Source organism: Arthrobacter sp. M71 S08 (assembly GCF_059089725.1).
Window position 1 is genome coordinate 443664 of the sequence record NZ_JBNHEY010000002.1, and the last position, 12509, is coordinate 456172.

The following is a 12509-nucleotide window of genomic DNA, read 5'->3' on the forward strand; positions in this document are numbered from 1 at the left end:
ATGCTTTCGTATCGGTGAGGGGTTGTCACGGGAATATGGGATATCCGGGGTCTGCACTTAGTTGCGGCGGTTCATCGAGAGAACGCCCCCGACTATGAGGGCCACACCGGTGCCTACAAGGAGCACCATGACCACGAGCACGGGGTCGAGCACCAGACCGGTCAGCTCGCCCGCCAGGACGAGCAGGCCAATGACAATGGCGAGCGCTCCCCAGATGATGGTGCCGGCGCGGGGTCGGGCGTCGTCGTCGTGCTGGTTCGGATAGGCGGTGCTCATCGTTCCTGCCTGCTTTCGGTGTCTCGGAGTGCTTCTTCAGTAGTGGCGACGGTGATATGGCTGACCACACCCCGCACGTCGAGGATGATGCGCGCGCCTTCCGCGTCCTCATTCAGGCGAAGGGTGCGGGGCTGCCAGAGGCCGCCGACGCTCGTTGTGTCATCTGCGGAGACAACCTCGGTTGAGCTGAGCGCCATCCGGGAGCGCACATCCACCGGTACGTCCTCCGGAACGAGGATGCCGACGTTTCCTGCTGCTGCGTTGACTGGAATGATGACGTCTTCGGTGATGTCCCCGAGACCCGTCAGGTCCACCCGGCCCTGTCCGACGACGACGGTGTAGCCTCCTGAGGCCGGGTTGGCGGCGGTCATTGACCACCTGCCCTGGTCGGCGAGGACCCAGTTACCCGTCGGGGGAGATGAAGACGAGATGATGGTGGCCACGATGCCCACCATCGCCAGGAAGCCTAGAGCCCCGGAAGTACGTCCGCGGATGCCGAGCAGGACGATTCCAAGCCCCAGTACGACGACGCCGGTCGCCAGTGCGACGGCGATGACGCTGTCTCCGAGGTCGAGGAATCCAACGTAGTCAAGGACAAGCACCAGAGCCGCACAGAGGAGCGCCCCGCCAACGAAGATTGCGATGTCGGCTCCCGTGGGCCTCGGTACCACCGGTTTGGGCGCGGGCTTGGCGGCGGGGCCGGTATAACCGGAGTAACCGGCGTAAGAGTATGTGGGGTCGGTAGTCGGCGCAAAGGCGTCGGTGGAATCGTTGCCGGCGGTAGCGGTGTTGGCGGAAGCGGTGTCGGTGGAAGCAGTGTTGGCGGACGCAGTGCTAGCGGACGGAGTGCCGGCAGGGAACGGACCCATCGGTACAGTACCGGCCGGAGGAGTGCGGGAGCCGCCGTCGGCCCTGTTCCTGCTGGAGTTGGAAATCCAGTAGACGATGAACACCGCCACGCCGATCCAGAACAGACTCCAGATGAAACCGCCGAACCCGCCGGTGTTGCCGAAGAAGGGGGCGTCAGGACGCCACAGGCCGAGGAGCGATACCACCAGGGCGCCGGTCATGCCGGAGGTCCAGCTGCCGCGCCCTGCGGATTCGGCGTGGATGCGGCCGTCGGGCTCGGGCAGCAGCGCCCAGGCCAGTCCGTAGGCGAGGAGTCCGATTCCGCCGAAGATTGCGAGGACCACGAAGAGACCGCGGACGAGGATGACGTCCAGTCCGGTCCGGGCTGAAATGCCGGTTGCGACACCGCCGATCCAGCGGTCCTGGCCGCGAACGATCCTCAGGCTTCGGACCCAGCCGAAGAAGCCGGCACCGGCACCGGCACCGGCACCGGCACCGGGGCCGATGCGCGTGCTCCCGCCGGGTGCGTGCGGGTTGCCGCCGGACGTGGTGCCAGGGTTGCCGCTGGACGCAGTGTCCGGGTTTGCACCGGCGTCTGGGGTGGAGCCAGCGGGGGAGTCCGGAGCGTCGTCAGCGTCCCGGGGTGAGGAAGAAGGGTCCTGATGCGGGTTCATATCTCCATCCTGATCCCCGGCCACCGTTCCAACCATCGGGGCTGACCCTGAACCGCCCCTGACCTCCCGCGGGATTCCCCTGATAACGGGTAACACCGGGCCCTGACCGTGCTTGGATTGACTCATGAGACCCCCGCTGCTTCGCTCCAATGACGCCGTCATTGCGGGCGTCTGCTCGGGCCTGGCGGTCCACCTGGGAGTATCGCAGCGGGCTGCCCGCATCGGGATGGTTGCGCTTGCGCTGGTGGGGGGTGCCGGCGTCGTTCTCTATGGCTGGCTGTGGCTGCTGGTTCCCACTGCGGAAGAACGACGGCGGGGCGTGGCGACTCCTGCCGGCCTGCGGCTGGGTGCGCCGGTCCTTGCGGGACCGGAGTCGAGGCCTGCGCGCTCATTCGGCACGGCCGGCGGGCGTGAGGTGATGATCGGCGTCGGACTCCTCGTGGTTGCTGCGGCTTTCATCGCCCAGCAGCTCGGAGTGAATGTGCAGTGGGGCTGGCTCGTTCCGGTCGCTGCGGTGGCGCTCGGCGCGGTCCTCGCCTGGTCGCAGCTCGACGAGACCCGCCGAACCAGGCTGATGAATCACGCAGGCGCTACCCGGGCTGAAGGCGTGGCTCGGCTGGCAGCGGGCCTGGTCCTGGTGATGGTCGGACTGCTGATCCTGGTTTCGGGCTCGCTGTCGTGGGAGTTCACCTGGCCGGTTCTCCTCGCAACGGCGGCGGTACTTGGCGGCGTGGGGCTGGTGCTGGCGCCATGGGGTGTGAAGTTCTGGAGGGATCTCGAGGAGGAGCGTTCTGCCCGCGTCCGTGAAACCCAGCGGGCGGAGATTGCCGCCCATCTCCACGACTCGGTGTTGCAGACGCTGGCGCTGATCCAAAACCGGGCTGCCTCGGAGCAGGACGTTGTGCGTCTGGCACGCGCCCAGGAACGTGAGCTGCGGCGCTGGCTCTATGCCGACTCCGCCGAGCGGACCGGCAATCTGGCCGACCGCATCAAGGCGATCGCTGCGGAAGTGGAAGAAGCCTACGGACATCCTGTGGACGTCGTGTCCGTCGGGGACACACCCATGACACCGCGCCAGGAGGCCCTCGTGCAGGCCACACGCGAGGCTATCCTCAACGCGGCCAAACATGCGGGCGGTGCGGTCTCGGTCTATCTTGAGGCAGGAACCGCCGGGTCGGAGGTCTTCGTACGCGACCGCGGCGCGGGGTTCGATGTGAACGAGGTGCCCGCTGACCGGCTGGGGATCCGGGAGTCCGTCATCAACCGCATGCAGCGCCACGGCGGGACTGCCCGGATCCGCAGTTCGGACGCGGGAACAGAAGTACAGCTGACCATGCCCCAAGAGGAAGCAGGAGCTACCCATGACTGAGCCGATCACCGTCGTCGTGGTCGATGACCACGCCATTTTCCGATCCGGTGTGAAGGCTGACCTTGACGCACGTGTCGAGGTGGTCGGCGAGGCCGCCACGGTTGAGGAGGCGATCGCCGTCATTCATGCCCAGCAGCCGCAGGTGGTCCTGCTCGACGTCCATCTTCCCGGCGGGAAGGGCGGCGGCGGCGCCGAGGTGATCGCCGGATGCGCCGATGTAGGTCAGACCACCCGTTTCCTCGCGCTCAGCGTGTCCGACTCGGCCGAGGACGTGGTCACGGTCATCCGGGCCGGTGCTCGCGGCTATGTCACGAAGACCATTACGGGTGCCGACATTTCCGACGCCGTGCTGCGGGTGGCGTCGGGGGACGCCGTGTTCTCGCCGAGGCTCGCCGGATTCGTTCTCGATGCCTTCGGAACTGCCGCCGTCGCGGCAGCCGAAAGCGAACTGGACCGGCTTTCCGCACGGGAGCTGGAAGTGATGCGGCTGATCGCCCGGGGCTACAGCTACAAGGAGGTCGCGAAGGAGCTGTTCATCTCCATCAAGACGGTCGAAACCCACGTCTCGGCCGTCCTGAGAAAACTGCAGCTCTCCTCACGGCATGAGCTCACCCGCTGGGCAGCCGAGCGCCGGTTGCTTTAACTTCTATGACAAGGCTTGCCCCTGACCTGACCTGATCTGCACTAGCGCTGCGTCGGCCATCGCGATGCCCCGGTGTGGTTGGGCATCGCGGAGCGGGCAGGGCCCGCGGTGGCCGCCGCAGCGCGGCAGAAGCGAGTCAGCGGGCTTTACCCAGGAACTCCTGAAGGCGGCCGACGCCCTCGGCGAGGTCTTCGTCGCCGAGTGCGTAGGAGAGGCGGATGAATCCGCTTGGGCCAAAGGCCTCACCTGGCACCACGGCCACCTCAACCTTGTCGAGGATGAGGGCAGCAAGTTCGGCCGACGTGGCCGGACGTGCACCGGCAAGCTCCCGGCCCAGCAGTTCCCTGACGTCCGCATAGGCATAGAAGGCACCGTGCGGAGTGGGGCACTGGACACCGTCAATCTCGTTCAGCCCTGAAACCATGGCACGACGACGGCGGTCGAAGGACTTCTTCATCTCCTCCACTGCGGTCAGCGGGCCGGATACAGCGGCGAGAGCAGCCATCTGGGACACGTTCGCAACGTTCGACGTCGCATGCGACTGCAGGTTCGTTGCCGCCTTCACCACGTCCTTCGGACCGATCATCCAGCCCACGCGCCAACCGGTCATTGCGTAAGTCTTGGCCACCCCGTTGAGGATCACTACGCGGTCGCCCAGCGAAGGGGCCGCCGTTGCGATGGAGGTGAACGGGACGTCGTCGTATGTGAGGTGCTCGTAGATCTCGTCCGTGACGACCCACAGGCCGTTCGCCGCTGCCCACTCGCCGATCTCCCGCACCTGTTCCGGGGAGTACACCGACCCGGTCGGGTTGGACGGGGAAACAAACAGCAGGATCTTCGTGCGGGGCGTGCGCGCGGCTTCCAGCTGGTCGATGGTCGCCAGGTAGGACTGCTCGGGACCCGCGAATACCTCGACGGGGACGCCTCCGGCCAGCCGGATGGCTTCGGGGTAGGTGGTCCAGTAAGGGGTCGGGACCAGCACCTCGTCGCCCGGATCAAGCAGTGTAGCGAAGGACTCGTAAACTGCCTGTTTGCCGCCGTTGGTCACCAGCACCTGCGCGGGGTCAACCTGATATCCCGAATCGCGCAGCGTCTTCTCCGCGATGGCCTGCTTCAGCTCGGGCAACCCTCCTGCGGGGGAGTAGCGGTGGAACCGGGGCTGCCGCGCGGCTTCTATCGCCGCATCCACGATGTAATCGGGTGTGGGAAAGTCCGGTTCGCCGGCGCCGAAACCGATCACAGGGCGCCCGGCAGCCTTGAGCGCCTTTGCCTTTGCATCAACGGCGAGGGTAGCGGACTCGGCGATAGCGCCGATCCGCTGGGACACGCGTCCGTTGGAGTGCTGGGACAGGGCATCAGCGGCAGTCATTGTCTTCCCATCAGTCGACTTGGGTGGGTGTGAGGGTGAGTCCACACCAGCTTAGGGGTTCACCCCTGAACCGCCACCTCTACGACGCGTCGAATGGCGGGGAGAATGACGGGCGGCGCGGGCGTCAGTAGGCGTGCGCCCGGCCCGGTTCGACGTTGCGTCCCTGATTGCGTAGACTGGTTCCTCGGTGTTGAAGTCGCCATGATGGTTCATGCCCGCACCGCGGAATCTGTACGACGGAATCTCCGCACAGGGCATGAGCAACGGTGAAGCTTCACTCCAAAGGGTAGTGGCGCAATTGGTAGCGCAGCGGTCTCCAAAACCGCAGGTTGCAGGTTCGAGTCCTGTCTGCCCTGCGCATCACCGTCATGGTCAGCATGCGGCAGTGCGGCGTTGAACGCTCTATGAGTGATGGGTCAGTGCGGCCAGCTCAGGTACCTACAAGATTGGTGAGGTTGAAGGTGACCGATACGGCTGCGAGCAGCTCCAAGGGAAACCCCGCCGGCAACGAGAATCCCAAGCGTGGATTCTTCGGTCGAATCATCCTTTTTGTACGGCAGGTCATCGCCGAACTGCGCAAGGTGGTTGTACCCACCCGCAAGGAACTGGTCCGGTTCACCATCACAGTCATGGTGTTCGTGATCATCATGATGCTCATCGTGACCGGGTTGGACTTCCTGTTCGGCACCGGCGCAGTGTGGGTCTTTGGCGGCGACAGCTAGTTTCTGCCCCATAAAAGGCAGTATCGAGCAAGCACAGCAATCCAGAAAGCAGGCAGCTAGGTGTCCGAGCAAGAACTCGAACGACAGATCACAACCGACGAGGAAGATCTGGGTACCGAGGATCAGGTAACTGCAGCAGGTGCGGATGACGCCCCTGCTGATGCCGCTGCGCCCGCGGACATCGATGACCTCTCCTTCGAGGAGGATGCAGCTGACGAGCCTGCCGGGGATTCCGCTGAAGAAGCATCCGGGGATTCCGCTGAAGATGCAGCCGGTAGCGACGCCGACGAGGCGCAGGAACCTGAGGTCGATCCCGTCGCGGATTTCAAGGCCAAGCTTCGTCGCCAGGAGGGCGACTGGTACGTGATCCACTCCTACGCCGGTTACGAGAACCGCGTGAAGGCAAACCTGGAAACCCGTATCCAGACGCTGGACATGGAAGATTACATCTTCGAGATCCAGGTGCCCATGGAAGAAGTCGTGGAAATCAAGAACACCACGCGCAAGATCGTCAACCGTGTCCGTATCCCCGGCTACGTGCTGGTGCGCATGGATCTCACGGATGAGTCGTGGGGCGCGGTCCGCCACACTCCCGGCGTCACCGGGTTCGTCGGCAACGCCCATGATCCCGTGCCGCTGAGCCTCAACGAGGTCTTTTCCATGCTGGAGCACACCATTGTGAAGACCGGCGCCGAGGCCGGAAAGCCTGCGCGTGCCCAGGCCACGCCGACCATGGTGAACTTCGAGGTCGGCGAGTCGGTGACCGTCAACGAGGGTCCGTTCGAAACCCTTCCGGCCACCATCTCCGAGATCAAGCCCGAATCACAGCAGTTGGTTGTTCTGGTGTCGATCTTCGAGCGCGAGACACCGGTTACTCTCTCGTTCAATCAGGTAACCAAGATCCAATAGACTTCGTCTTCGTCGGGTTCGCTTTGGCCCGTCAGGACGGCCGGCCGCCACGCCATGGCGGTCATCATCCCCGGGACGCTCCTGTCCCGAGGAACGAAATGTAAGAAAAGGACCCTTTCATGGCCCCCAAGAAGAAGGTCACCGGCCTCATCAAGCTGCAGATCCAGGCAGGCGCCGCTAACCCGGCTCCTCCGATCGGTCCTGCGCTTGGCCAGCACGGTGTCAACATCATGGAGTTCTGCAAGGCATACAACGCCGCAACAGAATCCCAGCGCGGGAACGTTATCCCCGTCGAAATCACGGTGTACGAGGACCGCTCGTTCACCTTCGTTACCAAGACCCCTCCGGCTGCTGAGCTGATCAAGAAGGCCGCCGGCGTCCAGAAGGGTTCGGCTACGCCGCACACCGTCAAGGTTGCCAAGCTGACCCAGGCGCAGGTTGAGGAAATCGCCACCATGAAGATGGAAGACCTCAACGCCAACGACGTCCAGGCAGCGGCGAAGATCATCGCCGGTACCGCCCGGTCGATGGGCATCACCGTCGTCTAACGAGGAGATTGCGTACGGTGGAGCCGAGGAACGAGGGTCCGCCGGGAGCAAGCCCCGCACGTTAGTCGACAATCGAACGCTGTCGTCTAACGGCGACGAGCAATAAACAACCAAGAAAGACACCGCGCCGCACCGGCACGGAATGTCTGTGGCAGGGCCCAGCGCGGTCCGCAGACCACGACTGCATAAGGAGAAAGAGCAGATGGCAAAGCGCAGCAAGGCATATGAGGCAGCTGCCGCCAAGATCGACGCGAACAAGCAGTACGCGCCGGTAGAGGCAGTGGCCCTGGCGAAGGACACCAACCCTTCGTCGTTCGACGCAACGGTTGAGGTGGCTTTCCGCCTCGGCGTTGACCCTCGCAAGGCAGACCAGATGGTGCGCGGCACCGTCAACCTGCCCCACGGCACCGGTAAGACCAAGCGCGTCCTGGTTTTCGCAACCGGCGACAAGGCTGAAGCAGCAATCGCTGCCGGCGCTGACTTCGTCGGATCCGACGACATGATCGAGAAGGTAGCCGGCGGCTGGGTCGATTTCGACGCAGCGGTCGCCACACCGGACCTCATGGGCAAGGTCGGCCGTCTCGGAAAGGTACTGGGTCCCCGTAACCTCATGCCTAACCCCAAGACCGGCACCGTGACCCCCGACGTGACGAAGGCTGTCACCGACATCAAGGGTGGAAAGATCGACTTCCGCGTCGACAAGCACTCCAACCTTCACTTCATCATCGGCAAGGTGTCATTCGATGCCCGCAAGCTCGCCGAGAACTACGCGATCGCGCTCGAGGAAGTGCTTCGCCTGAAGCCGTCCGCCTCGAAGGGCCGCTACATCCAGAAGGCAACCGTTACCACCACCTTCGGACCGAGCATCTCGGTTGACCCCAACGTCACCAAGGTCCTCGCAGACGCATAAGCGACTGAAAAAAAGGGCGGGTGCAGCGATGCTGCACCCGCCCTTTTTCATGGGTTATCGATCAGGGTTCCTGCGATCAAGTGATTGACAATTCCCAATCGCTGAACGATGATTCTTGTCATGACCACTACAGCGACTATTCAGCCGTATGTGTTGCCCGAATCGCTGGCAGTCCCCGAGGCGCTTCCGTTCATTGCCGCTTCTGATCTAAGTAACCTCATTGAGCGGGAGGTGTGGGGTAACGAGGACCATTGCCATACGGCCGAAACGCGCTATGAAAGCTCCAGGCCCAACGACTTTGAGGAACGCAGAATCTTCCTGGCGTACGAGGGAGAGCAGGTGGTTGGGAAAGCCGTGGTGGATGTACCTCTTCGGGACAACCTGCAGACCTGCTATGCGCTGGTGATTGTCCACCCGGAGCGCCGCTGCCAGGGCTTGGGGTCCGCTCTCTATGAGGCGGTGGAGAACCATGCGCGGTCACGGGGCCGGACCACGATCATGGCGTGGACGGACCACCGCGCCGATTTCGATCCTTCCGCTGACGTGCTCATTCCGGCAACGGGTGCCGGGGCCTTCCCCGCGAAGTCCCTACCCGCGCGATTCGCCACATCACGTGGTTTTACCCTGGCGCAAGTGGACCGCTGCAGCATCCTGCCTGTCCACCGGGATCGTGGCAGGCTCAAGGTGCTTGCCGACGACGCCGAGCGGGCCGCGGGACCGGACTACGCCGTTGTCGATTGGGTTGATCACTGCCCGGGTGGTTTGCTCGAGGAGTACGCCCAGCTACGCCAAACCATGAGCACCGACATTCCGCTGGGTGAACTGGACTGGGAGGAGGAATCCTGGGACGGTTCCCGCGTCCGTGAGGACGAGGACCGCCTGGCGCGTGAGGGTGGCAGCAGCCTCGTCCGGACCGTGCTGCACAGGCCGAGCGGGAGGCTGGTGGGTCACACGATTCTGGAGAGGCGCTCGGAAAAGCCGGACATCGTCTACCAGGAAGACACGCTGGTGCTGTCCTCGCACCGGGGGCACCGCCTCGGGATGTGGCTGAAGGCTGCCAACCTGCTCGCTGTCGTCGACGTCTGGCCGGAAACACAACGCATTTACACCTGGAACGCAGAAGAGAACCGGCACATGCTCGACGTGAATATCGAGCTGGGGTTCAAACCCGTTGGCTATACGGCGGCGTGGCAGAAGAAACTGCAAACTGCATGACGCTGGAGGGCGCGGCCGCCGATTTGGCCGCCCCGCCGCTGTCCCGTAAGCTTGTAGCACCAAAGACCGTCGGTCGATGAACACCCCAAGCCCGAATTCGTTCAGCTTTATGGTGTCCATCTGAAAGTTCCCGTCAGGGCGGCCAGCGCAGGTGAACGAAGCTCTTCCTTCCGCAGAACAATGCGTTCTGCTCAGGTATTGCCCCGTGCATCTGCGCGGGGCGTTTTTTATTGGAACCGCTCACCGGCACCAATACCCCGGAAGGAGGGTTATGGCAACGCCAACAAAGGTTACGGCCGTTGATGAGATCACAACTGATTTCAAGGAATCCACTGCTGCTGTCCTAACCGAATACCGTGGGCTCTCCGTTGCACAGCTCAAGGAACTGCGCCGCTCGCTCGGCGCGGAAACCAAATACGCTGTCGTCAAGAACACCCTGACTGGCATTGCAGCCAAGGAAGCCGGCATCGATGCATTCGATGGCCAGCTTGCCGGCCCCACTGCAATTGCTTTCATCAAGGGTGACGCCGTTGCTGCGGCAAAGAGCCTGACGGATTTCGCGAAGACCAACCCACAGCTCGTCATCAAGACCGGTTACTTCGAGGGCAAGGCCCTTGACGCTTCGGCGGTAGCCGCTCTTGCTGCTCTTGAGTCGCGTGAGTTCCAGCTGGCCCGTGTTGCTGGTGTCCTCAAGGCACCCATGTCAGCACTTGCCCGCACCGTCGATGCACTGCGCATCAAGTTGGAGGAGAACGGGGACGCTGCACCTGCGGCAGCCGCCGAAGCTCCCGCGGCAGAGGAAGCACCCGCAGCAGCGGATGCCGCTCCTGCCGAGGCTGCTGAAGAAGCAGCTGCCCCCGAAGAGAAGTAATTCTCTCACCCACCAAACTCCCGGTGCCGCGCGCACCATATCAGGAAGGATGCTTTTGCCATGGCGAAGCTCACCAACGAAGAGCTCATTGAAGCCTTCAAGGAACTGTCCATTATCGAACTCTCGGACTTCGTAAAGCTGTTCGAAGAGACCTTCGACGTTACCGCTGCTGCTGTTGCAGTTGCAGGCCCCGCCGGTGGCGGCGCAGGCGAAGCTGCTGAGGAAGAGAAGGACTCCTTCGACGTCGTCCTCGAAGCAGCCGGCGACAAGAAGATCGCAGTCATCAAGGAAGTACGTTCGCTGACCTCCCTCGGCCTCAAGGAAGCCAAGGACCTGGTCGACAGCGCTCCGAAGGCTGTCCTCGAAGGCGCCAACAAGGAAGCGGCAGAGAAGGCCAAGGAGGCCCTCGAGGCCGCCGGCGCTACCGTCACCCTCAAGTAAGTTCCTCGAACTTCACAAAAACAGCCCCGGAACCAGTTGGTTCCGGGGCTGTTTTGTTGTCTGTGTGAGTGATCGTTTAGTTGCGGTACAGCAGCAGTGCCTCACCCTGGCCGCCGCCGCCGCAGAGGGAGACCGCGGCCTTGCCGCTGCCCCTGCGCTGCAGTTCCATTGCGGCGTGAAGGGCAAGCCGGGCTCCGGATGCACCGATGGGATGACCGAGTGCGATGGCTCCGCCGTGGATGTTGCACTTGTCGAGGGAGAGGTCGAGATCCTTCAGTGATTGGCACGCAACGGACCCGAAGGCCTCGTTGATCTCCACAAAGTCGAGGTCCCCGGTGGTCCATCCCGCGCGCTCCAGAGCCTGGCTGATTGCCCGCGAGGGCTGGGAATGCAGGGAGTTGTCGGGACCGGCTACCTGGCCCGGGCGCCCAACCACGGCGAGGATCTCCCAGCCGTTCGCCTCCGCGTTCTCGCGGGAAGTAAGCACCAGCGCGGCCGCGCCGTCGGACAGGGGAGAGGAGTTACCCGCGGTGATGGTGCCGTCCTTGGCAAAGGCGGGCTTGAGTCCCGCGAGAGTCTCGACGGTGGTATTGGGCCGCACCCCTTCGTCCGTTGACACGATGAGGTCATCGCCTTTGCGCTGCGGTACATGCACGGGGACAATCTCATCCTTGAACACGCCGGATTCAGTGGCAGCGGCTGCACGCTGGTGCGATGACGCTGCCACCTCGTCCTGCGCTGTGCGGTCGATGCCGAGCCCGGTGTTGCCGCGCTCGGTTGACGCGCCCATCGATTCCTGGTCGAAAGCGTCAGTCAGGCCGTCATGGGCAACGGAGTCAACGGCCGGCATGGTCCCGTAGGTCCAGCCCTGGCGGGCGCCCGGCAGCAGGTGCGGGCCGCGCGTCATGGACTCCTGACCGCCGGCGACGACGACGCTCGCCTCGCCGCTGCGGATCAGCCGGGCGGCGTCGATGACCGCGGTAAGGCCGGAGAGGCAGACCTTGTTGAGTGTGACGGTCGGGACATCCCAGCCGATACCCGCTTTGATGGATGTCTGCCGCGCCGGGTTCTGGCCGCAGCCGGCCTGCACCACGTGGCCCATGATGACGGAATCCACGTCGGCGGCTGCAACGCCGGACCGCTCGAGGGCTCCGGTAACGGCGAAGGCGCCAAGTTCGACTGCAGTGAAGGCCGCCAGCTGTCCATTGAGTCGGCCTGTGGGCGTTCGCGCACCGCCCACGATGACGACGTCCTGAGGGGTTTGCTCGAGGCTGTTCATGGGGTTTCCGCTCGCTTTCGTCATTGAATTGCTTGCATGGCGCTGCCTATGCCTCTATCTTCAAGGCTACCGGAGGGTAGTTCTATTCCAGCTAATGAACATTCACTGAAACTTTTTTCTCCGGTGCTCTCGCAGGTTCCCTCCACGACCCTCTTCAGGGTCGATGCCCTGCAGAACCCATATACCACATCCGGTTGGACATTGTCGCTACCCTAACGTACAGTAGATATTTGCGTCTTCCCTCATAACCTCAGCCTTCATATAGCGGTGGGCTTTGCCACGCGTTCGTCATTTAACGGATAGTCCCGTCGGTTTCCCTATTCGGTTTCCCTATGGGTTGTTTCCGGTGAGCGAATGCAGGCGTCAGGTTGGCACCGACACGGTGCGGGGAGTGATCGTAAGAACACGCCTGTTGGTCTGTGGAAGGATCCCTC

At 63.4% G+C, this 12509-nt stretch carries 13 protein-coding genes and 1 tRNA gene; 10 read left to right on the forward strand and 4 right to left on the reverse strand.

Translation table 11 applies throughout. The features are described from left to right. Positions 1–57: 57 nt before the first annotated feature. Positions 58–276 carry a hypothetical protein gene (locus AC5RTB_RS05980; RefSeq protein ID WP_494060163.1) on the reverse strand — a complete coding sequence of 73 codons (219 nt, stop codon included), beginning with the start codon at positions 274–276 and terminating at the stop codon, positions 58–60. Further along, on the reverse strand, positions 273–1799 hold the full coding sequence (locus AC5RTB_RS05985) for a PspC domain-containing protein (RefSeq protein ID WP_494060164.1): 1527 nt from the start codon (positions 1797–1799) through the stop codon (positions 273–275). The genes AC5RTB_RS05980 and AC5RTB_RS05985 overlap by 4 nt, the downstream gene beginning before the upstream one ends. Positions 1800–1923: 124 nt before the next feature. Between AC5RTB_RS05985 and AC5RTB_RS05990 the strand changes: the two genes are divergently transcribed. Together AC5RTB_RS05990 and AC5RTB_RS05995 are read left to right on the forward strand one after the other, a co-directional pair. Then, positions 1924–3168, forward strand: a complete 1245-nt coding sequence (locus AC5RTB_RS05990; RefSeq protein WP_494060165.1) for an ATP-binding protein — start codon at positions 1924–1926, stop codon at positions 3166–3168. Then, positions 3161–3811 (forward strand): LuxR C-terminal-related transcriptional regulator, encoded by a 651-nt coding sequence (locus AC5RTB_RS05995; RefSeq protein WP_494060166.1) that lies wholly within the window; start codon positions 3161–3163, stop codon positions 3809–3811. Before AC5RTB_RS05990 ends, AC5RTB_RS05995 begins: the two co-directional genes overlap by 8 nt. Positions 3812–3947: 136 nt before the next feature. Here AC5RTB_RS05995 and AC5RTB_RS06000 read toward each other — a convergent pair whose 3' ends face one another. Continuing rightward, complete coding sequence (locus AC5RTB_RS06000) at positions 3948–5180, reverse strand: pyridoxal phosphate-dependent aminotransferase (protein ID WP_494060167.1); 1233 nt, start codon at positions 5178–5180, stop codon at positions 3948–3950. Positions 5181–5463: 283 nt separating this feature from the next. Between AC5RTB_RS06000 and AC5RTB_RS06005 the strand changes: the two genes are divergently transcribed. From AC5RTB_RS06005 to rplL, 8 genes are all read left to right on the forward strand, one after another. Next, positions 5464–5536: transfer RNA gene (locus tag AC5RTB_RS06005), tRNA-Trp, on the forward strand. 105 nt (positions 5537–5641) lie between these two features. Continuing rightward, a complete protein-coding gene (gene secE, locus AC5RTB_RS06010; protein ID WP_494060168.1) occupies positions 5642–5902 on the forward strand; it encodes a preprotein translocase subunit SecE in 261 nt (86 codons plus the stop codon). Positions 5903–5962: 60 nt separating this feature from the next. After that, positions 5963–6811: a transcription termination/antitermination protein NusG gene (gene nusG, locus AC5RTB_RS06015; RefSeq protein ID WP_494060169.1), complete on the forward strand. Its 849-nt coding sequence runs from the start codon at positions 5963–5965 to the stop codon at positions 6809–6811. Between the two features lie 119 nt (positions 6812–6930). Next, a complete protein-coding gene (gene rplK / locus AC5RTB_RS06020; protein WP_490889702.1) occupies positions 6931–7359 on the forward strand; it encodes a 50S ribosomal protein L11 in 429 nt (142 codons plus the stop codon). Between the two features lie 202 nt (positions 7360–7561). After that, the gene (rplA, locus tag AC5RTB_RS06025) at positions 7562–8269 is read left to right on the forward strand and encodes a 50S ribosomal protein L1 (protein ID WP_494060170.1); all 708 of its coding nucleotides are present in this window, start codon (positions 7562–7564) and stop codon (positions 8267–8269) included. A gap of 120 nt (positions 8270–8389) precedes the next feature. Beyond that, a complete protein-coding gene (locus AC5RTB_RS06030) occupies positions 8390–9484 on the forward strand; it encodes a GNAT family N-acetyltransferase (protein WP_494060171.1) in 1095 nt (364 codons plus the stop codon). Positions 9485–9755: 271 nt separating this feature from the next. Further along, complete coding sequence (gene rplJ / locus AC5RTB_RS06035) at positions 9756–10355, forward strand: 50S ribosomal protein L10 (protein ID WP_494060172.1); 600 nt, start codon at positions 9756–9758, stop codon at positions 10353–10355. Positions 10356–10415: 60 nt separating this feature from the next. Continuing rightward, positions 10416–10796: a 50S ribosomal protein L7/L12 gene (gene rplL, locus AC5RTB_RS06040; RefSeq protein ID WP_494060173.1), complete on the forward strand. Its 381-nt coding sequence runs from the start codon at positions 10416–10418 to the stop codon at positions 10794–10796. Positions 10797–10872: 76 nt separating this feature from the next. Here the strand turns inward: rplL and AC5RTB_RS06045 are convergent, their stop codons facing one another. Then, complete coding sequence (locus AC5RTB_RS06045) at positions 10873–12075, reverse strand: acetyl-CoA C-acetyltransferase (protein WP_494060174.1); 1203 nt, start codon at positions 12073–12075, stop codon at positions 10873–10875. Positions 12076–12509: the final 434 nt, after the last annotated feature.

Bases quoted from the DNA above. Each gene is read 5' to 3' on its own strand.
- AC5RTB_RS06030 (WP_494060171.1), top strand. From the start codon at position 8,390: ATGACCACTACAGCGACTATTCAGCCGTATGTGTTGCCCGAATCGCTG.
- AC5RTB_RS05980 (WP_494060163.1), bottom strand. From the start codon at position 276: ATGAGCACCGCCTATCCGAACCAGCACGACGACGACGCCCGACCCCGC.
- rplK (WP_490889702.1), top strand. From the start codon at position 6,931: ATGGCCCCCAAGAAGAAGGTCACCGGCCTCATCAAGCTGCAGATCCAG.
- rplA (WP_494060170.1), top strand. From the start codon at position 7,562: ATGGCAAAGCGCAGCAAGGCATATGAGGCAGCTGCCGCCAAGATCGAC.
- AC5RTB_RS05990 (WP_494060165.1), top strand. From the start codon at position 1,924: ATGAGACCCCCGCTGCTTCGCTCCAATGACGCCGTCATTGCGGGCGTC.
- rplJ (WP_494060172.1), top strand. From the start codon at position 9,756: ATGGCAACGCCAACAAAGGTTACGGCCGTTGATGAGATCACAACTGAT.
- AC5RTB_RS06045 (WP_494060174.1), bottom strand. From the start codon at position 12,075: ATGAACAGCCTCGAGCAAACCCCTCAGGACGTCGTCATCGTGGGCGGT.
- AC5RTB_RS05995 (WP_494060166.1), top strand. From the start codon at position 3,161: ATGACTGAGCCGATCACCGTCGTCGTGGTCGATGACCACGCCATTTTC.
- rplL (WP_494060173.1), top strand. From the start codon at position 10,416: ATGGCGAAGCTCACCAACGAAGAGCTCATTGAAGCCTTCAAGGAACTG.
- AC5RTB_RS06000 (WP_494060167.1), bottom strand. From the start codon at position 5,180: ATGACTGCCGCTGATGCCCTGTCCCAGCACTCCAACGGACGCGTGTCC.
- AC5RTB_RS05985 (WP_494060164.1), bottom strand. From the start codon at position 1,799: ATGAACCCGCATCAGGACCCTTCTTCCTCACCCCGGGACGCTGACGAC.